Annotated in this window: 23 protein-coding genes and 1 tRNA gene; 15 read left to right on the plus strand and 9 right to left on the minus strand. The window is 61.9% G+C overall.

Features of this window, described 5'->3' with window-relative positions:
* Positions 1–20: 20 nt before the first annotated feature.
* Genes VOI21_RS16165 through VOI21_RS16175 form a run of 3 tightly spaced genes read right to left on the minus strand, consistent with a single transcriptional unit; the run spans position 21 to position 3010 of the window.
* A complete protein-coding gene (locus VOI21_RS16165; protein ID WP_323770977.1) occupies positions 21–902 on the minus strand; it encodes a carbohydrate ABC transporter permease in 882 nt (293 codons plus the stop codon).
* A gap of 12 nt (positions 903–914) precedes the next feature.
* Positions 915–1910 carry an ABC transporter permease gene (locus tag VOI21_RS16170; protein ID WP_323770978.1) on the minus strand — a complete coding sequence of 332 codons (996 nt, stop codon included), beginning with the start codon at positions 1908–1910 and terminating at the stop codon, positions 915–917.
* Positions 1907–3010, minus strand: a complete 1104-nt coding sequence (locus VOI21_RS16175; RefSeq protein WP_323770980.1) for a sn-glycerol-3-phosphate ABC transporter ATP-binding protein UgpC — start codon at positions 3008–3010, stop codon at positions 1907–1909. The genes VOI21_RS16170 and VOI21_RS16175 overlap by 4 nt, the downstream gene beginning before the upstream one ends.
* 478 nt (positions 3011–3488) lie before the next feature.
* Here VOI21_RS16175 and VOI21_RS16180 point away from each other — a divergent pair, with 478 nt between their 5' ends.
* Positions 3489–4271 carry a GntR family transcriptional regulator gene (locus VOI21_RS16180; RefSeq protein WP_323770981.1) on the plus strand — a complete coding sequence of 261 codons (783 nt, stop codon included), beginning with the start codon at positions 3489–3491 and terminating at the stop codon, positions 4269–4271.
* A gap of 127 nt (positions 4272–4398) precedes the next feature.
* Positions 4399–5763, plus strand: a complete 1365-nt coding sequence (locus VOI21_RS16185) for an MATE family efflux transporter (RefSeq protein ID WP_323770982.1) — start codon at positions 4399–4401, stop codon at positions 5761–5763.
* Positions 5764–5998: 235 nt separating this feature from the next.
* On the opposite strand, the gene VOI21_RS16190 is transcribed toward VOI21_RS16185, so the two are convergent.
* Positions 5999–6082 (minus strand) — tRNA-Tyr (locus tag VOI21_RS16190).
* A gap of 132 nt (positions 6083–6214) precedes the next feature.
* On the opposite strand from VOI21_RS16190, the gene rlmB reads away from it, so the two are divergent.
* The 7 genes from rlmB (at position 6215) to VOI21_RS16225 (ending at position 10336) form a co-directional block, all read left to right on the plus strand.
* The gene (gene rlmB, locus VOI21_RS16195; RefSeq protein ID WP_323770983.1) at positions 6215–6991 is read left to right on the plus strand and encodes a 23S rRNA (guanosine(2251)-2'-O)-methyltransferase RlmB; all 777 of its coding nucleotides are present in this window, start codon (positions 6215–6217) and stop codon (positions 6989–6991) included.
* A 9-nt stretch (positions 6992–7000) separates the two neighbouring features.
* On the plus strand, positions 7001–7303 hold the full coding sequence (locus VOI21_RS16200; protein ID WP_323770984.1) for a hypothetical protein: 303 nt from the start codon (positions 7001–7003) through the stop codon (positions 7301–7303).
* A gap of 167 nt (positions 7304–7470) precedes the next feature.
* A complete protein-coding gene (gene ribB / locus VOI21_RS16205) occupies positions 7471–8598 on the plus strand; it encodes a 3,4-dihydroxy-2-butanone-4-phosphate synthase (RefSeq protein ID WP_323770985.1) in 1128 nt (375 codons plus the stop codon).
* Positions 8598–9149, plus strand: a complete 552-nt coding sequence (locus VOI21_RS16210) for a 6,7-dimethyl-8-ribityllumazine synthase (RefSeq protein ID WP_323770986.1) — start codon at positions 8598–8600, stop codon at positions 9147–9149. Before ribB ends, VOI21_RS16210 begins: the two co-directional genes overlap by 1 nt.
* A complete protein-coding gene (gene nusB / locus VOI21_RS16215) occupies positions 9146–9619 on the plus strand; it encodes a transcription antitermination factor NusB (protein ID WP_323770988.1) in 474 nt (157 codons plus the stop codon). The genes VOI21_RS16210 and nusB overlap by 4 nt, the downstream gene beginning before the upstream one ends.
* Before the next feature lie 117 nt (positions 9620–9736).
* Positions 9737–9922, plus strand: coding sequence for a PLD nuclease N-terminal domain-containing protein (locus VOI21_RS16220; protein WP_323770989.1), 186 nt, complete (start codon positions 9737–9739; stop codon positions 9920–9922).
* 78 nt (positions 9923–10000) lie between these two features.
* Positions 10001–10336, plus strand: a complete 336-nt coding sequence (locus VOI21_RS16225; protein ID WP_323770991.1) for a hypothetical protein — start codon at positions 10001–10003, stop codon at positions 10334–10336.
* A gap of 323 nt (positions 10337–10659) precedes the next feature.
* Here the strand turns inward: VOI21_RS16225 and VOI21_RS16230 are convergent, their stop codons facing one another.
* Positions 10660–11397, minus strand: coding sequence for a hypothetical protein (locus VOI21_RS16230; protein ID WP_323770992.1), 738 nt, complete (start codon positions 11395–11397; stop codon positions 10660–10662).
* A 97-nt stretch (positions 11398–11494) separates the two neighbouring features.
* Complete coding sequence (locus VOI21_RS16235) at positions 11495–12802, minus strand: hypothetical protein (RefSeq protein ID WP_323770993.1); 1308 nt, start codon at positions 12800–12802, stop codon at positions 11495–11497.
* A gap of 117 nt (positions 12803–12919) precedes the next feature.
* Between VOI21_RS16235 and VOI21_RS16240 the strand changes: the two genes are divergently transcribed.
* Together VOI21_RS16240 and VOI21_RS16245 are read left to right on the plus strand one after the other, a co-directional pair.
* Entirely contained in the window at positions 12920–13393 is a 474-nt protein-coding gene (locus VOI21_RS16240; RefSeq protein ID WP_323770994.1) for an MmcB family DNA repair protein, read from the plus strand.
* An 84-nt stretch (positions 13394–13477) separates the two neighbouring features.
* Positions 13478–13867: a VOC family protein gene (locus tag VOI21_RS16245; RefSeq protein ID WP_323770995.1), complete on the plus strand. Its 390-nt coding sequence runs from the start codon at positions 13478–13480 to the stop codon at positions 13865–13867.
* On the opposite strand, the gene VOI21_RS16250 is transcribed toward VOI21_RS16245, so the two are convergent.
* Positions 13864–14058: a DUF6324 family protein gene (locus VOI21_RS16250; RefSeq protein ID WP_323770996.1), complete on the minus strand. Its 195-nt coding sequence runs from the start codon at positions 14056–14058 to the stop codon at positions 13864–13866. The two genes, VOI21_RS16245 and VOI21_RS16250, sit on opposite strands and share 4 nt — an antisense overlap.
* Before the next feature lie 72 nt (positions 14059–14130).
* Between VOI21_RS16250 and VOI21_RS16255 the strand changes: the two genes are divergently transcribed.
* The gene (locus VOI21_RS16255; RefSeq protein ID WP_416358983.1) at positions 14131–14631 is read left to right on the plus strand and encodes a GNAT family N-acetyltransferase; all 501 of its coding nucleotides are present in this window, start codon (positions 14131–14133) and stop codon (positions 14629–14631) included.
* 9 nt (positions 14632–14640) lie between these two features.
* Here the strand turns inward: VOI21_RS16255 and paaG are convergent, their stop codons facing one another.
* Positions 14641–15429, minus strand: a complete 789-nt coding sequence (gene paaG / locus VOI21_RS16260) for a 2-(1,2-epoxy-1,2-dihydrophenyl)acetyl-CoA isomerase PaaG (protein WP_323770997.1) — start codon at positions 15427–15429, stop codon at positions 14641–14643.
* A gap of 93 nt (positions 15430–15522) precedes the next feature.
* On the minus strand, positions 15523–16008 hold the full coding sequence (locus VOI21_RS16265) for a MarR family winged helix-turn-helix transcriptional regulator (RefSeq protein WP_323770998.1): 486 nt from the start codon (positions 16006–16008) through the stop codon (positions 15523–15525).
* Between the two features lie 371 nt (positions 16009–16379).
* Between VOI21_RS16265 and VOI21_RS16270 the strand changes: the two genes are divergently transcribed.
* Genes VOI21_RS16270 through VOI21_RS16280 form a run of 3 tightly spaced genes read left to right on the plus strand, consistent with a single transcriptional unit; the run spans position 16380 to position 19167 of the window.
* Complete coding sequence (locus tag VOI21_RS16270) at positions 16380–17912, plus strand: benzoate-CoA ligase family protein (protein ID WP_323770999.1); 1533 nt, start codon at positions 16380–16382, stop codon at positions 17910–17912.
* Positions 17909–18727 carry an alpha/beta hydrolase gene (locus tag VOI21_RS16275; protein WP_323771000.1) on the plus strand — a complete coding sequence of 273 codons (819 nt, stop codon included), beginning with the start codon at positions 17909–17911 and terminating at the stop codon, positions 18725–18727. The genes VOI21_RS16270 and VOI21_RS16275 overlap by 4 nt, the downstream gene beginning before the upstream one ends.
* Entirely contained in the window at positions 18724–19167 is a 444-nt protein-coding gene (locus VOI21_RS16280) for a DUF309 domain-containing protein (RefSeq protein ID WP_323771001.1), read from the plus strand. The genes VOI21_RS16275 and VOI21_RS16280 overlap by 4 nt, the downstream gene beginning before the upstream one ends.
* The last annotated feature ends 15 nt before the right edge of the window (positions 19168–19182 follow it).

Genomic DNA, 19182 nt, shown 5'->3' on the forward strand with positions numbered 1-19182 from the left:
GACAGACCTCCGGGCGTCGATCATTCCTTCACTCCACCCAGCAGGATGCCCTTGCTGAAATACTTCTGGAGGAAGGGGTAGATGAGCAGGATCGGGATGATCGAGCAGACGATGATCGCAGCCGTGACAGTCTCGACCGAGTAGGCCGCAGTCAGCAGGGACGTTGCGAATTCCTCGTCATCGGACAGCTCTGAGATGACCTTGCGTAGATAGACCTGAAGCGGGATCTTCTCTTCGTCCTGCAGCAGCACCATGGCCCAGAAGAACCCGTTCCAGCGCGACACGATGCAGAACAGCGCAACCGTGGCGATGGCCGGTTTCGACAGCGGCATGTAGACCTTCCACAGCACCTGGAATTCATTGGCACCATCCATCCGCGCCGCTTCCTCAAACGACTGAGGGATGCCCTCGAAGAAGTTACGCAGAAGGATGATGTTGAAGCCGTTGACCGCAAAGCCGATGATGATGCCAAAGTAGCTGTCCAGCAGGCCCAGATCGCGCATGTTCAGGAAGAACGGGATCAGACCGGCGTTGAACCACATGGTGAAGGCCACGACGAGGTTCCAGAACCGACGCCCGTATAGCTGGGGCTTCGACAGGGCATAGGCACCGGGAATGATGAACAGCAGGCTCATCAGCGTGCCGCCGATCGTGTAGATGAACGTGTTCAGGTAGGACGTCCAGAACAGCTTTTCGCTCAGCACCTGCTTGTAGGCTTCCAGCGTGAACCCGACCGGGGTCAGGATCACATTGCCGGCGCGGGCCTCGAACCCCGTGCTCATCGACAACGACGCGATGTAGATGAACGGGTACAGCGTCGAGAGGGTAAAAATCGCGATCAGCACCATGTTGAGGATGACGAACATCTTGTCGCCGCGTGAATAGAGATTCATGTTGGTCATGGTTTTTCCCCCCTACCAGAGCGACGTGCGCGAATAGCGCTTTGAGATTGCGTTCGCCGTCATCACCAGAACAAACGCCACAACCGCGTTGAACAGGCCCGCTGCTGCGGCAAGGTCGTACTGGCCGCCTTGAATGCCCTGTCGATAGATGAAGGTGTTCACGACGTCGGCGGTCTCATACGTGGCCGGCTGATACAGCAGGATGATCATCTCAAAGCTGACTTCGAGCATGTTGCCGATCCGGATGATGAGCATGATGATGATCGTCGGCAGGATCGACGGCAGCGTGATCTTCCACATCATCTGCCAGCGGCTTGCGCCATCGACCACTGCGGATTCGTAGAGCGTCGGTGAGACACCTGCGATAGCCGCAAGATAGACGATCGACTGGAAGCCCGCCTCTTGCCAGATGCCGGTGCCGACAAAGATCGGTCGGAACCATTCCGGCTTGGTCAGGAAGTAGATGGGTTCCACCCCGAGCCATCCCAGAAAGGTGTTCACGATACCTGCACTGGGCGAAAAGGCTGTGATGACGATACCCGCAATGATCACGGAACTGACGAAGTGCGGCAGGTAGACGATGGTCTGCGCCGTCTTCTTGAACTTCTGCTTGAGGATCTCGTTGAACATCAGGGCCAACAGGATCGGCATGGGAAAGCCGAAGATCAGGCCGTAGAAACTGATGATGATCGTGTTTTTCAGCGCCCGGAGGAACTGATCGTTGCCGAACAAGGTCTGGAAATGCTCCAGCCCGATCCAGGGGCTGTTCGCCACACCGCGGAAGATCGAGTAGTCCTTGAAGGCGATTTGCAGGCCGTACATCGGTTTGTAGAGAAAGATGGCAAGCCAGAGGATCGTCGGGATCAGCATCACATAAAGCTGCCACTCCCGTTTCATATGATCACCCACACGGACGATGCGGCTGGGCTTGCGGTTGCGCTGTGCTTCGCGCGCCTCGATGACCAGTTCTTCGGTGCCGGGACCGGTAAAGTTGGGATCGCTGCTCATTGCTCGTGCACCTGACCCGGGAACGCGGCCCCGGTTTCGGCATCGAAGACGCGGATCAGATGTGGTGCGATGGTAAAGCCGGAAACGCCGTCCAGAACATGCATCTGCCCGACGGTGTCGGTGCGGATGACAAAGGGCTCGCCCATCAGGCTGGCGTGTATCAACGCCTCGGACCCCAGAGTTTCCACCAAATCTACGTCGATGCCGACGCGGCTCGGCGCATTCTGGTCTGCCACTTTGACGAACTCCGGACGAATGCCCAGGATCACCTCTTTGCCCACCGCGTTCTGTAGCGACGGGATCTGCGCCAAAGTCACGCGCTGGCCATCAAACTCCGCAACCGGGCTTTCGTCTCCGGAAACGATGGTTGCCTTGACCATGTTCATCGGTGGCGACCCAAGGAAACCGGCCACAAAGGTATTGGCCGGGTTCAGGAACAGTTCCATCGGCGAGCCGATCTGTTCTATCCGCCCGTCGTGCATCACGACGATACGGTCGGCCAGCGTCATGGCCTCGACCTGGTCATGGGTCACGTAGATCGACGTAACGCCAAGCCGTTTGTGCAGGCGTTTGATCTCGGCCCGCATCTGTGTGCGCAGCTTGGCATCAAGGTTCGACAGCGGTTCATCGAACAGGAACACCTTGGGGCGGCGCACGATGGCGCGGCCCATAGCGACCCGCTGACGCTGACCGCCGGACAGGTCCGCCGGACGACGCTCCAGATAGGGTGTCAGACCCAGAATACCACCGACCTCGTCCACCGAAGCCGCGATATGCTCTTTGCTTTCCTTCCGGATACGCAGGCCGAAAGCGATGTTTTCAGCCACGTTCAGATGCGGATAGAGCGCGTAATTCTGAAACACCATCGCCACATCACGATCTTTGGGGGCAACGCGATTAACATGCCGCCCGTCAATCGTCAGATCGCCGTCGCTGATCTCTTCCAGTCCGGCAATCATCCTGAGCGTGGTGGACTTGCCGCAGCCGGACGGACCGACCAGAACGACAAATTCCTTTTCTTGCACTTCAAGGTCGATGCCATGCACGACCTGCACTGCGCCATAAGCCTTGACGATGCCCTCCAAACGAACCCCTGACATGTCCCCTCCTTCAATGTGCCCTGCGCGTGGCAGGTGCTGGTCTCCGATCCGTTCCGGCCTCGCACCGGGTCCAGACGATTCGCCTGAACTTTCAACTGGTATACTAGTAATAGAACTGGAATACCAGTTGGAAATGAGTCATGCTGGCGTGCAACAGGAGTCTGCTTGCCAAGCAAGCCGACAAACATCTGGCAGAGAGGACAGAAATGATGATCACCGATTTCGCGGCCATACACGCCGGTGTTTCCCGTGGTTGGCTCTGCAAGGGCAGAGGTGACCACCAGACTGTTTTGCGGCGCCGGGGCGTCAGGGACGTGCGCGTAGACACATGCGGAACCCAAGGTTTGAAACCCGCGCAAGACGTGGTGCAGTTGACTGCGTCGCTTGCCGGCCGGGTGCGGACAGCGATGGACAGCAACGATTGGGACCGTTCAGAAATCCCGCGACAGGCCTCTGGTCACTTTGGGAAGGTTCCGCCATGACCCGCCCGCGCGATAGCGCACGCAGGCGGGGAATTGGCGATTCCCGAAGAAGTGATTATAAATCGGCGACGCAAATGGAAAATCGACTGATGCAACAAAACCTCGCAAACGATCGCCGCACCACGGTCGATGAAATTTTTGACCACCTCTACGATGAGATTTCGTCTTTGCGCCTGCGGCCCGGTGACAGGATTTCCGAGGCTGAGATCGCGGCCCAGTTCGGCGTATCGCGCCAACCAGTGCGCGATGCCTTTACCCGGCTCGCCAATCTGGACCTGCTGCTGATCCGCCCCCAGCGCGCAACTGAAATCAAGCGCTTCTCATCGCGCGAGATCGAGAAGTCGCGCTTTGTCCGCGCGGCCATAGATTCTGAGGTATTGCGCCGCGCGGCCAGAAACTGTGACACCGCGGACAAGGAGCGGCTTGAGGAGTGTCTGGAACGGCAACGCGCCGCCATTGCTGCGGCGGATCACCAGAAATTCAGCGAACTTGACTACGAGTTCCATAAAACCCTGTGCAACATCGCTGGCGTGGATTTCGCTTTTGAAGTCATTTCGCAGGAAAAAGCCAAGGTCGACCGGCTTTGTATGTTGGGACTGTCCAAAGAAGACCGGATGCCGCAATTGCTGCAAGATCACGAGGCGATTGTTGCAGCGGTTGTTGGCCACGACGAAGAAAGGGCGGTCGCGGTCGGTATGCTGCACCTGTCGCGGCTGGACGCGACGATCGCCGCGATTGAGAAAACCAACGCAAACTACTTCTTGCCGGAAGACGGCTGACCCCCAAGCTTGGCCCGAAGACAGGCCAAATTCGACATCTACAAGGCAAAATGACCCGCGCCGGTGAACCAGCGGCGGGTTGGTGATGCCTTTTGCGCCGGGATTTTTTCGGCAACGGAACCCGAACATGAACACGACATTCCCGACACGGGACATTTCCTCAACTCGCGCGGTCTTTGGTCTTGCGTGGCCGCTGACCGTAAAGGCCATCATGCTGCACGGCATCGTCGTGATTGACGCCTATCTTGTCTCTTCACTCGGAGAGGCGGCCGTGGCGGTGCTGGGTCTTTCGGCCTCCATCGCAGGCATCCTGCTGGGGCTCATCGTCGCGTTCTCGAACGCCACCCAGATCCGTATCGCCCAAGCTTTTGGTTCCGGCGACAAGGTGTTCCTGAAATCGGCGCTTCTTGCGGGGTTGACGATCAACATGGCTGTCATTCTGATTGGCCTTGTGGTTCTGAGCCTGAGCGCCGGGGCAGTTATCGAACAACTTGCCCATACGCCCTGGATTGCCGCCGAGGCAAAGCGCTATCTATCAGTGTTTGCGATTGTTCTTTTTGCCGAGGCCGCAGGCCAATGCCTGACCAGCTTTTTCAACGGCTGCGGTGAAACCCGACTTCCTGCGCTGAGCTATCTGCTTGCTGTGCCGCTGAACGTGGTGTCCAGTATCGTGCTGATCCACGGGCTGTTCGGAGCGCCTGAGCTGGGCGTCATGGGCGCTGCTCTGGGCAGTGCATTGGCGTCGGTTGTGCAGGTCGGGTTTTTGGCTTTCACACTCTTGTCCAGCCGTCGCGACCTGCTCCGAGTCGCGGGATGGCGCAACGGCAGTTTTGCCGCAACTTTGCGGCGTCACTTTGTCTTTGCCCTGCCGATCGCCACAACATTTGCCAGCGCAACCATCGCCATGAGCGTGTGTGGTCTGATCTATGCCACGATGCCGGTCAACGCCTTCGCGGCGGTGACGATCATAATGCCTTGGGTTCAGGTGGCTGGCACGGTCGGCATGTGCTGGGCGCAAGCGACCGGGATCATTGTGGCGCAATTGCTTGGGCGCACGACATCCGAGGAAACTCTGGACGCGTTTCTCTCAGGCGCATGGCGGGCGGCCCTGTTTGCCGCGGCGCTGGTGTCCGTCTTTTACGCGTGTATCTGCCTTGCCGCCCCGTGGATTTACAAGGACCTCAGCACCGAGACACAAACCACCCTCCTGAGCTTTTTGCCAATCCTGCTGCTTCTGCCCTTTCCCAAGGGGTCCAACGCCATCTGTGGCAATACGCTGCGCGCGGGTGGCGATACAGTATATGTCATGCATATCTTCGTCTGGTCTCAATGGCTGTTCCGCGTGCCTGCAACAGCGATCATGGTGCTCTATCTCGACCTTCCGGTGATATGGGTGTTTTCCCTGCTTCTTGTCGAAGAACTGGTCAAATTCGCTCCATTCCACCTGCGCTTGTTCCGTGGCGGATGGAAACGGGGTGTTGTTCCGCTTTAGGAACACACATTCGTTGTTGCCGGAACAATCGAGGCGGCTACGGGTCACGTTCGCCAGGGTGACGTTCACGTACCCGCGTTTTCCAGCGGGACGGCAGTTTGCGGAGAGTGGGGTAGCGGAGGTTACAGAAGTCGGAACCGGGAGTTGTTCAAACAGACCGCCAGACGCAGGGCGTGCACCACTATTGTGGCCCGACTGCGCGATGAACGACCTATGTCGCACGTTTGTGAGAAAATGGTGGGCGACCCTGGAATCGAACCAGGCGTGAGTCGCCTCGAGGGAGTTACAGTCCCCTGCCACACCTTGCGGCCTGTCGCCCACCGGACACCGGGCACGCCCGGTGTGAGGGGCTGACTACATGCGCCCAAAAACCGCGTCAACAGGAAATTCCCTTGGCAAAGCACGGCGCAGGGTGCAAACCCTGTCTCCTCAGAAAGCGGGGGCATCGGCGATGGCGAAGAAACCGAAATGGGTGGTCGAAAAGGAACAGGCGCGCAAGGCCTCGGCCAATGAGACCGTCTGGCTGTTCGGGTTACATGCGGTCCGCGACGCGCTGATGAATCCGCGCCGTGAAAGGCTGCGGCTGATCCTGACCCCCAATGCGGCGGAAAAGCTGACAGAGGCGGTCGCCGTTTCCGGCATGACGCCCGAAATCCACGACCCGCGCCGGTTCGACGCGCCGCTGGACCCGAGTTCGGTGCATCAGGGGGCCGCGTTGGAAGTCAAGCCGCTGGACTGGGGGCGGCTGGAGGATGTGGCCTTTGCGGGGCAGGGCGCGCTGCGACTGGTGCTGCTGGACCGGGTGACGGACCCGCATAACGTGGGCGCGATCCTGCGCTCGGCCGAAGTGTTCGGCGCGCAGGCGGTGATCGGCACGCGCCACCACGCGGCGCCCGAAACCGGCGCGCTGGCCAAGACCGCCAGCGGCGCGCTGGAACGGCAACCCTACCTGCGCGAACGCAATCTGGCAGAGACGATTCAAACACTGCGCGACATGGGATACCTTGTGCTGGGTCTGGACGGCGAGGCCGGGCAGACCATCGAAGAGGCGCTTGATGGGCGGCGGGATGCCCCCGTAGCGCTGGTTTTCGGGGCCGAGGGACCGGGGCTACGGCCCAAGACCAAGGAAACGGTGGACGCGCTGGTCCGGATCGATTTTGCCGGTGACTTCGGGTCGCTTAACGTCTCAAACGCCGCGGCGGTTGCGCTCTATGCGGCGCGTGCATAAATCGGCCTCATGGGCACGACAAAGATTGCAACCTGCTGTTATTGCGGCACCCGCGCTGCGCTGATCCTGACGGGGAACGTCCGTCACGAACTGGCGTGTTCGTCCTGCGGCGCGCCTTTGCACAACATGAAACACCTCAAGGCAGAGGCGACCGCCACCAGGCGGAAGGACAAGAAGGGGCCGCGCAAGGCATCCGCCCCGGCCTCGCCAGATCGCAAGGTCCGGCAGAAAGCCAGAAAAAAGAAAAGCAAGGGTCTGGCGCATCGCTTTTTCGATGAGGCCTTTGACCTGCTTGACGACATTTTTGACTGAGGTCCCAAGGCGCTCAGGTTGTGGCACACCTTTGACGGGGGTGCCCATACCAAGGGGCTGAAACCATGCGTCTGCGCAGGGTCGCGGTGCGTCACAGTCGACGCTTGGCTCTGGTCTTTGGCGATGCGCTCAAGTATCCCGCTTCTGACTGGCAAAAGAGAGGCCCCATGCCCGATTTTGAAACCCCGGGACCGGTTGAACAGGTCTGGTCCGATGCGATTTCCTCTGTCGAGGAGATCATCGAGGACGCCCGCAACGGGCGCATGTTCATTCTGGTCGATCACGAAGATCGTGAAAACGAGGGGGATCTGGTGATCCCCGCGCAATGGGCGACGCCGGATGCGATCAACTTCATGGCGCTGTACGGGCGCGGGCTGATCTGTCTGGCAATGACCTCGGACCGGATCGAGGAACTTGGCCTGCCGCTGATGTCCACCAACAACTCTTCGCGGCACGAAACCGCCTTTACAACCTCGATCGAGGCGCGTGAGGGTGTGACAACGGGCATTTCCGCCGCTGACCGCGCGCGGACCGTTGCGGTGGCCATCGACGCCTCCAAGGGGGCGGCGGATATTGCCACGCCGGGCCACGTGTTCCCGCTGCGCGCCCGCAAAGGCGGCGTGCTGGTCCGTGCCGGTCACACAGAGGCGGCGGTGGACGTGTCGCGGCTGGCGGGGCTGAACCCGGCGGGCGTGATCTGCGAGATCATGAACGATGATGGCACCATGGCGCGGCTGCCTGAAATGGTGGCTTTTGCGCAGCGTCACGGGATAAAGATCGGCACGATTTCCGACCTGATCTCGTACCGGCGGCGTCACGACAACCTTGTCCGGGTCCGCACCGAAGAGACCATCACGTCAGAGTTCGGTGGCGCGTGGAACATGCGTATCTACACCGACGAAACCCACGGCGATGAGCATATCGTCCTGACCAAGGGCGATATCTCGACGCCCGAGCCGGTGCTGGTGCGGATGCACGCGATGGACCCCATGCTGGATATCATCGGCACCGGTCCGAAGGGCCGGGCGCATGAATTCCAGCACGCGATGGAGGCGGTCGCCGAAGAGGGCCGGGGCGTGGTTGTGCTGCTGCGCGACACCTCGATGAAACTGGACGTCACTGACGGAGTGTCGCCCAAAACCTTGCGGCAATACGGTCTGGGCGCGCAGATCCTGTCCTCGCTGGGATTGTCGAAGCTGGTTCTGCTGACCAATTCGCCAACGCCCAAGGTTGTCGGACTGGAGGCCTACGGCCTTGAAATCACCGGAACCCGCAAGATCTCGGAGCTGGGCTGATGGCATCGAATGAAACGCACCATGTGCTGGACCGTCCGACGTTCGACAAGCCGGTCAAGGTGCTGATTGTCGTGGCCCCTTACTACAAGGACATCGCCGATCAATTGGTGGCGGGGGCCGAGGCCGAGATCGAGGCCTGCGGCGGCTGGCACGAAACCATCGAGGTGCCCGGCGCGCTGGAGGTTCCTTCGGCCATCGGCATGGCCGAGCGTTTGTCGAATTTCGACGCCTACGTGGCCTTGGGCTGTGTGATCCGGGGCGAGACGACGCATTACGAAACGGTCTGCAATGACAGCTCTCGCGCGCTAACTTTGCTGGGGCTTCAGGGGCTGTGCATCGGCAACGGCATCCTGACGGTCGAGACGTTTGAACAGGCCCGCGTGCGGGCCGAGGCGGCGGGCCAGAACAAGGGCGGCGGCGCTGCTGCGGCGGCCTTGCATCTGCTGGCGCTGGCCCGTAAGTGGGGCGGCTCGCGCAAGGGAGTGGGATTCGTCCCCTTTGGCGAGGACATCCAGATCGCAGGCAGCAGCAAAGGCCCCGACATCGCATGACCCAGCTTTCGGGCAACCAGAAACGCAAAATGAAGAGCGCCTCGCGGTTTTATGCCGTGCAGGCGCTGTTTCAGATGGAACAGTCCGACGCGGGCCTCGACAAGGTCCGGCACGAGTTTCTGGAGTTCCGGTTCGGTGCAGAGATTGAGGACGGCACAGAGATGATCGACGGCGACGTCGATTTCTTTGCCAAGCTGCTGGAGCAGGCGGTCAACTGGCAGGTCAAGATCGACCAGATGACCGACCGGGCGCTGGTGGCGAAATGGCCCATCGCGCGGATCGACCCGACTTTACGGGCCTTGTTCCGTGTGGCCGGGGCCGAGATGCTGGCCTGTGACACGCCGCCCAAGGTGGTCATTGTCGAATATCTTGACGTGGCGTCGGCCTTTTTCCCGGACGGCAAGGAAGCGCGGTTTGTAAACGCGGTTCTGGACCATATGGCGCGCGAGGCCAAACCCGAGGCGTTTTGACGCGATGACCTGTCGGCCTGCCGCGCAGGGTCTTGCGGGAGGGTCTGGCGTTGTGGAACTTGCACGCCGTCGGTGTGCTGCCCATCTTTGACCTGACCCAATGCGGATGAGGACGAGATGCGCGTTGAAGTGACCGGAATTGGCGGATTCATCCTGCTGGCGCTTGCCGTCTGGGCGATCATTTCCATCGTGAATTCACGTGCATCGACCGGCGGCAAGGTGCTGTGGTGTCTGCTGGTCCTGCTGTTCCCTCTGGTCGGATTCCTGATCTGGCTTGTCTTTGGCCCGCGCGCGCGGCGCTGAAATCGGCCTGCGACGGCTTGCCGAGTTGCAATTCCGCCCCAAATTGTATTCTGTTAATGGAATGCGAAGGAGTCGCCCATGCCCAAGCTTATCCGTCTTTACATCATTCAGGTCCTGTCCGGTTTCGGCCTCTCGGTGCTGTTTGTCGGCGCGCTGCTGTGGTTCAACGTGGCGAACCTGTGGCACCTGATCTCTGGCAGCGATGTTGCGGTGGTCGCCGTGGTCATGCTGGTGTTTTTCAACGGTGTGGTGTTCGCCGGTGTGCAGTTCGCGATCTCGATCATGCGGATGGCGGATGAGGACGACACCTCGGGCGGCAAAAGAGAGCGGACCCGCCCGGCAGAGCCTGCGCGGGTGCATGTCGCCGCAGAGAAGCCAAAGGTGCGGTCGCTGCGAGTTCTGAACCGCCCCTGACACTCGTTTCAAGGCAGGCTTTCGGATGCCCCGACGGGCCTGCCGCAAAGCGGCTGCCCCTCTGGGCAGCGTCAGGTTTTTTATTACTGTGGGGCGTGCGGCGGGAACCACGCCAACCGTGTGGGTAGTGCATTCCCGAGGACCTGTATATACAGGTGGGCGCCAGGTAACGAGACCACGATCCCGCCAGAGCCAGCTCCCTCGGATTTGCTTAAGGCCACCGGAATGTACCCGTTTACGAGAAGGGCAGAACCCGCCAAGCGCTGAGGTAAGACGGGCCGCCCCCGGAGACAAGGGGTTGCGAAGAATTTGTATCGCTGTGCTCAGTCTGACCCGGTCACAAAGCCATATTGATCCAGTTCTTGCGGCAGCAGGATGTAGATTTCATCCGGCGGCGTGACGAGCGCGTGGCGCATCACCAGCGGGTCGATTCCCATGTCGTCGAGAAATCCCATGACCTCTGCCTGACCGCGCTGGATATCCTCGACAGCGACAAAAGCCGGGAGCAGGGTGTTCTCCCCGAAATAGTGCTGGTGAACGCCGATAGAGGCGGCGGCAGCCGCGGTGCGGGTCTGTCCGCCGGCAAAGAGATAGGGGCAGGCAGAGTAGCAGAATTCGCCCGACAGGACCTCTGTCGCGATGCCAGAGGCGCGCAGATGGCGGCCAAGGTCAAGGGCGTCGCGAACCGATCCGCCGGAGGATTGCAGCACCAGCGCCGTGATCGGCGGGTCGGCGCGGTCGATCTGCGGGATCAGGCGTTCGGCGTCGCCCTCGGCAATATCACCTTCCAGCCGCCAGATGCCCTCATTTAGGGTCAGCGTCAGACGCTCGGGCAGCTCGCCGGGGTCGCGTTCGGGGACGACGGCGGGACGATCACGCCCGGGTTTGAAGATGCGGCGCTGGTCGCCGGGGCGCACCGGTTCAGACAGGCGGGGGGCGTCGGGTTTGAAGGTCGGCAAGGACAGGGTGCCTTGCCGCATGTCGCCAAGGATCAGCAGGATGCCGATCCCGACCTGAAAGATCAGCACGGCGGACAGGGTGCGGGCAACGCTGCGGTTCATCGCAGCGGCTCCGCTGCGGACATACGGCCACCCGTCCCGACCTTGCGCCGGAACCTCGGTCCTGCGGAGCGCCTTGGCCTCGGTCGCGCCATCGCGGTCATGCGGATTTTCCTTTGAGCGGGGTCACGTCGTCGCTGGGTGCGGGCGGCGTTTCGGGACGCGCGGGCGGCGGACCTGCAACCGCCTCGACCTCGCGCAGGGCGGTGACGGCGGCGCGCAGTTCGGCCAGTGTCAACGTGTCTTCCACGCCCGCCCCCTCGCGGCCCTGACGAATGGCGCCGTGGGTTATGGCAAGGATAAAGACCAGCACCATGGGCAGCAGGTCGATGGCAATTGCCCCGGCCCACGACGGGACAAAGTTGCCCGCATACAGGATGACCGCGTCGGCGGCGGACAGCGGCGCATAGGTCACGTCTGTGGGCGCTTGCAACGATTGCACGTTCAGTGCCGCCCTTTCCAGGGTGGCGGCGCGTTGCGCCAGCACCTCCAGCACCGAGGTGATGGTGGCGGATTGGTCGGCGCGGCCCTGCGCGGTGGAACTGTCGAGTTCGGGCAGCACAACCGATGCGGCCAGATCCTGCGCGGCGCGCTCCACAAGCGGAGCCACCGACAATTGCCGCAACTGGGTGATCAGCCCCTGCAACCGCACGGCGGCCTCGGAAAATTCGACCGATCGCGCCTCGACGCTGCCCGGTTCTACCGTCAGCGCGCGCATCCGCGACAGGATGGTGTTGCCCTCGGTAAAGGCGGTGTCGACCAGCGGCGTCTGGGCGGCGATCTGTGCCTCCAGCGCGGTCAGTTCGGCGGATTTCTGACGCAGCACGCGAAAGACCGCGCCACGACCCGCCATGCCGGACAGCGCGCCTTGCGCCTCCAGTTCGGACAGATCCTCAAAGCTTTGCCGCGTCCGGGCCACGTCACGCTCCAGCGCCTGCCCGGTCAGGGCAATCTCATGTGCGCGTTCCAGCGCGGCCTGATAGTCCTGCACCGTCTTGGCCAGATGCTGTTCCACGGCCGCCGACCCGGCCAGCGCGGCGGCGTTCAGCCAGGATGACATGGCGACAATGGCAAGGCTGCCCAGCCCCATGGTGGCCATCAGACCGGCCCGCGCGCGGGCGGTGCGGACGGCGGGAAACAGGCGCAGCATGTAAGACCAGAAAACGAAGATCCCCACAGAGACGGCGGTGGAATAGGCGATGGCGGCAAAGACCGACATCGCGCCGTTTTCATCCAGCAAAGACGACACGCCGAGGTAGGTATAAATGCCCGACGCGACAGAGAGCACGCCAAGCGCCGTGCCCGAAAAGGTGTCGAGCCATGTCAGGTGCCCTTCCAGTTCGCGCGCGGCGCGCACGCCGCGCGCCTCTTCGCGGGTCAGTCGGGTCTCGGGGGCGTCTTGGGACATGGGCAACCTTGGGTGTCATGAAAACGATGCTTTGGCGACAGTAGGCAATTCGCCGCCAGAGGAAAGGCGGCGCGCGGCGGGCTTGCGTTTGTTCACGTATTGTTCAATAATTTGAGCATGGATTTGCCTGTCACCCCCGACCTGACGCCGACCCTGATGCCCGGCCAGTTGCTGGCGCGCGGCGTGTCCCGCCATCTGGCGGGGCATGGCTTTGCCGTGGTTGAGGAATTTGTGCCCGACCGCGGCTTGCGGGTTGATGTCATGGCACTGGGCCCCAAAGGGGAGCTTTGGGTGGTCGAATGCAAATCCTCACGCGCCGATTTCATGAGCGATAGCAAATGGGAGGGTTATCTGCCGTGGTGCGACCGTTATTTCTGGGCGGTGGATCAGGATTTTCCGACCGATCTGTTGCCCGAGGGAACCGGGCTGATCCTTGCGGATGGCTATGATGCCGAGATCCTGCGCATGGGGCCGGAGGATAAAATGGCCTCGGCGCGGCGCACAAAGCTGACCCGCAAGTTCGCCGTGCATGCGGCGCGACGGTTGCAGGGCTTGCGCGATCCCGGTGCGGGGCTGGACGGCTGGGGATAATTCTTTGGTGTTCGCAGGGCTTGCCTGACAGGGAGGTTCCGGTGGACGATGGGGCGACGCGCCAACGCACAGAAAGGATCCGCCATGGAGCTTGGAGCATTCTCGGTCAGTCTGTCGGTCAAGAACCTGACCACCTCGCGGACCTTTTACGAGGCGCTGGGATTTCAGCAGGTCGCCGGAGTGGCCGAAGAGGGCTGGCTGATCCTGCGCAACGGCGACAGCGTGATTGGTCTTTTTCAGGGCATGTTCAGCGGCAATATGCTGACCTTCAACCCCGGCTGGAGCGGGGGCGGAGAACCGCTGGACGATTTCACCGATATCCGCGAGATGCAGGCGCGGCTACGGTCCGAGGGGATCGAACCGGAACAGGCTGTGGAAGAGGACAGCTCCGGGCCGGCCTGTATGACGCTGGTCGATCCGGACGGGAACAAGGTCTTTGTCGATCAACACGTCCCCGCGCCGCCACCGGGTTAACGCTTGGGCTTGGCCTTGCGCGCAGTTGCGGCGGCGGCGCGCAGTTCCTCGGCAATTTCCTCGGCTTCTTCGGGTTCGAAATCCATCGGAATTTCCAGCCCGTCAGCGAAGATGAACAAGCGGACCATGCCCTTGTCGGTGGGTCCGATCTGAAGGTTGGCTTCGATGTCGCGTTCGTCGTGGATGCTCATGTCACCAGTGCCTTGTCCGATAGGTTTTGAGGATCGACGTCACGTAGCGGCGCGGGGCTTGATTTGCAAGTCGTGCGGCGGTTTGGTCTGGGTGTGGATATTGAACTGAAACACCTCGGCCCCGGCGACATCGATTGGCTGGTGGCGGAACACCGCCGCCTTTACACGCGCGACGAAGGCTTTGACGAGACGTTCCCGGCGCTGGTGCGCGAGATCCTTGAAGATTTTGACGCCGATCATGACCCATCCTGCGAGCGCGCCTTTATCGCCTGGGATGGCGGACAGCGGCTGGGCAGCATCTTTTGCGTACGCGAAGATGCGCAAACAGCAAAACTGCGGCTGTTCCTGCTGACGCCTGCCGCGCGGGGCAGGGGGCTGGGCAAACGCATGCTGGGTGAATGCATGGGGTTCGCGCGCGCCAGCGGCTATCGCCGGATGGCGCTGTGGACCCATGAGAGTCACCGCGCCGCCTGCGCGCTTTATGAAAAGACCGGCTGGCGGTTGGTCCGGTCCGAGCCGAAACGCAGTTTCGGCATGGCAGTGGTAGAGCAGGGCTGGGAGATCGACCTTTGAACTCGCGGATCAACGCTCGCCGGTGAATTTTGGCGCGCGTTTGTCGAGGAAGGCCGCGACACCCTCGGCGTAATCCGGGTGTTCACCGCAGGCCTTCATCAATTCGGCCTCCAGATCCAGATGCGCGTCCAGCGTGTTGGTGGCTGCGGCGTCAATGGCCTGTTTGGTGCGTGCAAAGCCAAAGGTTGGGCCGTCGGCGAATTGCGCCGCCAGTTTGCGCGCTTCATCCATCAACTGCTCATCCGGCAGCGCCTTCCAGATCAGACCCCAGTCCTCGGCTTGTTGTGCGGGTAGCGGCTGGGCCGTCAGGGCCAGACCCATGGCGCGGGCGCGCCCCAGAAGATGGGTCAGGTGCCAACTGCCGCCGGTGTCGGGGATCAGCCCGACCTTGGCAAAGGACTGAATGAACTTGGCGCTTTGCCCGGCCAGCACCATGTCGCAGGCCAGCGCCACGCTGGACCCGGCCCCGGCGGCAACGCCGTTGACGGCGCAGATCACCGGCATCTGCAGGGCGCGGATCTGGCGGACCAGCGGTGCCCAGTAGCTGCGCACCGTTTCCCCCAGATCGGGCGGGCCATCCATCTTGCGCGGATCGCGGTCGCCAAGGTCCTGCCCGGCGCAAAAGCCCCGCCCCGCGCCAGTCAACAGCACGGCGCGCCTGTCGTCCTCCGCCGCGCGGGTCAGCGCGGCGCGCAGGGCCAGATGCATTTCGGGGGTAAAGCTGTTCAGCCTGTCGGGCCGGTTCAGCGTGATCTCGGCCCATGTGCCGTGATCGGTGACTAGAATGGTGTCCGACATGTGATCCCCTCCTCAACGCGGTTGTGGCAAGGGATGGCACGCCCGGATGCGATGATCAACTCAACCCAGTCATCGAGGCCGTCAGCAAGACAGTCAGCGAGACGGGTTGTCCGGCTTTTCCTTGGGCATCCGCAGTGGCGCACGCGTCCGGTCGTTCCCGGCGGCGGCAACCTTGGCGGCCAGCCGGATAAACTCTGCTTTTTCCGTTTCGTTGAGGCCGACCAGCAAGGTCTTCTGCATCGTCTCGACGATGGGCCGGATAATCGCGATGCGCTTTTCACCCTCGGGCGTCAGGGCCAGCACCTTGGCCCGGCGGTCAGAGGGGTTGGTGCGCCGTTCGATCAGCCCCTTGGCGCACAGCCGTTCGATCACGCCGCCGATTGTGGCGCGGTCATGGGCGATCAGACCGGCCAGAGTCGCCTGATCAATGCCGGGGTGCTCTTGCAACATGGTCAGGGCCGCGAATTGCGGCGATGTCAGGTCAGAGCCCGCAGCCCTCATCTGCTCGGCGAAGATCGACGAGGACAGCTGTTGCAGTCGGCGTATCAGGTGGCCGGGCATGTTATAGATCGCGTGCATGGTTGCAGCGTACGCGACCGGGCAAAAGCCGCAAGTACGCATATTGTCATCATACTTCGTTTTTCTTTGGAGGAGGTCAGCGTTCGACTTGTGCATTATAGTGCTAATACTGGTGAATATTGTGTCGGTTGTTGCAAAAAATTGCACCTTCTGAAAATAAGGTGTACGCTTACCAAAGGATCGATTCCGCAGGAGGGCAACGTGTCGAGGGTCCGGTGGTTTGGAGGAGCTGCCGGGGTCGGTCGCAGACCCGCCCTTACTGCAAAGGCCATGTCGGGTGAGGCCCGCGCGGCGCTATTCCGGTGAGAGGACCGGACCGATTGGAAACGCCGCCACGCGGCGCGGGTGACAGGCAGGGAGGAGGCCACGTCATGAACGAAAACGCAGCATTATATTTTGTCGATCGCCATCTGGACGAAGGGCGCGCTGACAAGGTGGCCTTTCAGGAGGCGGACGGGCGCAAGCGCAGCCTGACCTTTGGGCAACTGGCGGAAGAAAGCGGGCGATTTGCCGGGGCGCTCAGCCGCCACGGCGTGCGCCGCGAAGAGCGGGTCGCCATGATCGTGCAGGATCAGATCGAGTTCCCGGTGGTTTTCTGGGGTGCGCTCAAGGCCGGTGCGATCCCGGTGCCGCTGAACACGCTGCTGTCAGCGCAGGTCTACGATGCGATCCTGACCGACAGTCGGGCGTCGATCCTCGTTGTGTCGGAAAAGCTATGGGAGACGGTAAAGCCGGTGATTGCGGACAACCCGTTCCTGCGCGCGGTGCTGGTGATCGGCGACGCGCCCGAGGGCACGGAAAGCTATCAGAGGTTTGTCGAGGGCGCGTCGGTTGTGCCTGCGGTCGAGGCGCATGAGGATGAGATGGCCTTTTGGCTGTATTCTTCCGGCTCTACCGGCCAACCCAAAGGCGTGCGGCACGTGCATTCCAGCCTTAAGGCGACCTCAGACACCTTTGGTGCGCAGGTGCTGGGCATCCGTGAGGACGACATCGTCTATTCTGTGGCCAAGATCTTTTTCGCCTACGGCCTTGGCAACGCCATGTCCTTTCCTCTGTCGGTGGGGGCGACGACCGTGCTGCTGGCGGGACGGCCGACGCCGGAGGTGGTCTTTGACATCCTCGGGACGCATCGCCCGACGCTGTTCTGCGGGGTGCCGACCTTCTACGCCGCGATGAACGCCGCGCTGGAGAAATCCGGCCTGCCAGAGGGGATGGCCGTGCGGCTGTGTACCTCTGCCGGGGAGGCGCTGCCGCGCGAGGTGGGCGAACGCTGGCACCGGCTGACCTCGACCGAGATCGTCGATGGCGTCGGCTCGACCGAGATGCTGCACATTTTTCTGTCCAACCGTCCCGGAGAGATCGTCTATGGCACCTCCGGCACGGCGGTGCCCGGGTATGAAGTGCGGTTGGTGGATGAACACGATGAGGACGTGGGCGACGGCGAGGTTGGCGAACTGCTGGTGCGCGGACCGTCTGCGGCGGATGGCTATTGGAACAAGCGGCACAAGTCGCGCTCTACATTCGAGGGCCACTGGACCCGCACCGGCGACAAATATGAGTGCACCGCAGACGGGCGCTATATCTACTGCGGGCGCACGGACGACATGTTCAAGGTGTCCGGCATCTGGGTCAGTCCCTTTGAGGTCGAACAGGCGCTGGTCGAACACCCCGCCGTGCTGGAGGCAGCGGTTGTCGCCTGCGCCGACGACAAGGGGCTGGATAAACCCAAGGCCTTTGTTGTGCTCAAAGAGGGGCAGGAAGCCTCTGCGGTCGACGGCCTCAAGGAGTTTGTGAAAGAGAAGATCGGGATGTGGAAGTATCCGCGCTGGGTCGAGGTGGTGGACGATCTGCCCAAGACCGCGACGGGCAAGATACAACGGTTCAAACTGAGGGCGCAGGCATGACAGTAGAGTGGACGGAAAACGGGCGGCTGACGGCGGCTAGCAAGGTGTTGGAGTATGCCTGTTTCGGGCCGGCCCCGGACAAGGCACCGACATTGGTCCTGTTGCACGAGGGGCTGGGGTCTGTGGCGCTGTGGCGCGATTTCCCGCAGGCGTTGGCGCAGGCGACGGGCTTTGGTGTCTTTGCCTTTTCGCGGGCGGGGTATGGTCAGTCGGACCCGGCGGACCTGCCGCGCCCATTGGACTATATGACCCGTGAAGCAGTCGATGTGCTGCCGCAGGTACTGGACGCCATCGGATTTCGACGCGGGGTTCTTGTCGGTCACAGCGACGGCGCGACCATCGCCACGATCTATGCGGGCAGCGTGTCCGACCAGCGGGTGCGGGCGTTGGTCCTGATGGCGCCGCATTTCTTTACCGAAGAGGTAGGTCTGGCTGAGATCGCCAAGGCGAAGCAGGCCTATGCGACGACCGACCTGAGGGAAAAGATGGCACGCTATCACCGCGACCCGGACAACACCTTTCGTGGCTGGAACGACAGTTGGCTGCATCCTGATTTCAAGGCGTGGAACGTCGCGGACGCCATCGACTACCTGCGTATTCCGGTTCTGGCGGTGCAGGGGCGGGAGGATCAGTACGGCACGCTTGCGCAGGTCGAAGAGGTGGAAAACCGCAGCTATGCGCCGGTCGAAATTGCGATCCTCGACGACTGTCGCCATGCCCCGCATCTGGACCAGCCAGAGCGGGTGGTGGCCGAGATCGCTGGGTTCTGCACCCGGCTGGAGCGGATCGAGGCCGCCGCACCCGAAGTCGCGTGAGCGGGGGCGACTGGTTCGTCCCGGCGCAGGCTTATGTGCCGGGGCGCACCGCGCGGCACCCCGAGGGGTTGTTCGACCCTATCCGCGCAACGGTGCATCCGGGGATGGGGTCCGATGCGCTGGCGCAAAGCGATGCGTTCCGTCATGGGCTGTTCTACATTGAACACGGTTTCTACTGGGAAGCGCACGAGGTGTTGGAGCCGGTCTGGATGGCTCTGCCCGATGGTGGCGTCGAGCGACGCTTTGTTCAGGCCCTGATCCAGGCCGCCAATGGCTTGCTCAAACTGCGCATGGGCCGCCCGAAGGCCGCGCTGCGTCTGTGCGGGATCGCAAGGGCGCTGCTGCCCGAGACCCGCGCCGCACAGATCATGACAGTTGGCGCGGACAGGGTCCACGCTATGATCGATTCTTTAGAAAGCAATGCGAGATGTGAATTATAATGCATAATATGCCGA

The sequence above is a fragment of the Antarctobacter sp. genome, from assembly GCF_034670325.1.
Lineage (GTDB): Bacteria > Pseudomonadota > Alphaproteobacteria > Rhodobacterales > Rhodobacteraceae > Antarctobacter.

Coding starts and splice junctions, on each gene's coding strand:
- VOI21_RS16165 (WP_323770977.1), bottom strand. CDS start 902: ATGACCAACATGAATCTCTATTCACGCGGCGACAAGATGTTCGTCATC.
- VOI21_RS16170 (WP_323770978.1), bottom strand. CDS start 1,910: ATGAGCAGCGATCCCAACTTTACCGGTCCCGGCACCGAAGAACTGGTC.
- VOI21_RS16175 (WP_323770980.1), bottom strand. CDS start 3,010: ATGTCAGGGGTTCGTTTGGAGGGCATCGTCAAGGCTTATGGCGCAGTG.
- VOI21_RS16180 (WP_323770981.1), top strand. CDS start 3,489: ATGACCCGCCCGCGCGATAGCGCACGCAGGCGGGGAATTGGCGATTCC.
- VOI21_RS16185 (WP_323770982.1), top strand. CDS start 4,399: ATGAACACGACATTCCCGACACGGGACATTTCCTCAACTCGCGCGGTC.
- rlmB (WP_323770983.1), top strand. CDS start 6,215: ATGGCGAAGAAACCGAAATGGGTGGTCGAAAAGGAACAGGCGCGCAAG.
- VOI21_RS16200 (WP_323770984.1), top strand. CDS start 7,001: ATGGGCACGACAAAGATTGCAACCTGCTGTTATTGCGGCACCCGCGCT.
- ribB (WP_323770985.1), top strand. CDS start 7,471: ATGCCCGATTTTGAAACCCCGGGACCGGTTGAACAGGTCTGGTCCGAT.
- VOI21_RS16210 (WP_323770986.1), top strand. CDS start 8,598: ATGGCATCGAATGAAACGCACCATGTGCTGGACCGTCCGACGTTCGAC.
- nusB (WP_323770988.1), top strand. CDS start 9,146: ATGACCCAGCTTTCGGGCAACCAGAAACGCAAAATGAAGAGCGCCTCG.
- VOI21_RS16220 (WP_323770989.1), top strand. CDS start 9,737: ATGCGCGTTGAAGTGACCGGAATTGGCGGATTCATCCTGCTGGCGCTT.
- VOI21_RS16225 (WP_323770991.1), top strand. CDS start 10,001: ATGCCCAAGCTTATCCGTCTTTACATCATTCAGGTCCTGTCCGGTTTC.
- VOI21_RS16230 (WP_323770992.1), bottom strand. CDS start 11,397: ATGAACCGCAGCGTTGCCCGCACCCTGTCCGCCGTGCTGATCTTTCAG.
- VOI21_RS16235 (WP_323770993.1), bottom strand. CDS start 12,802: ATGTCCCAAGACGCCCCCGAGACCCGACTGACCCGCGAAGAGGCGCGC.
- VOI21_RS16240 (WP_323770994.1), top strand. CDS start 12,920: ATGGATTTGCCTGTCACCCCCGACCTGACGCCGACCCTGATGCCCGGC.
- VOI21_RS16245 (WP_323770995.1), top strand. CDS start 13,478: ATGGAGCTTGGAGCATTCTCGGTCAGTCTGTCGGTCAAGAACCTGACC.
- VOI21_RS16250 (WP_323770996.1), bottom strand. CDS start 14,058: ATGAGCATCCACGACGAACGCGACATCGAAGCCAACCTTCAGATCGGA.
- paaG (WP_323770997.1), bottom strand. CDS start 15,429: ATGTCGGACACCATTCTAGTCACCGATCACGGCACATGGGCCGAGATC.
- VOI21_RS16265 (WP_323770998.1), bottom strand. CDS start 16,008: ATGCACGCGATCTATAACATGCCCGGCCACCTGATACGCCGACTGCAA.
- VOI21_RS16270 (WP_323770999.1), top strand. CDS start 16,380: ATGAACGAAAACGCAGCATTATATTTTGTCGATCGCCATCTGGACGAA.
- VOI21_RS16275 (WP_323771000.1), top strand. CDS start 17,909: ATGACAGTAGAGTGGACGGAAAACGGGCGGCTGACGGCGGCTAGCAAG.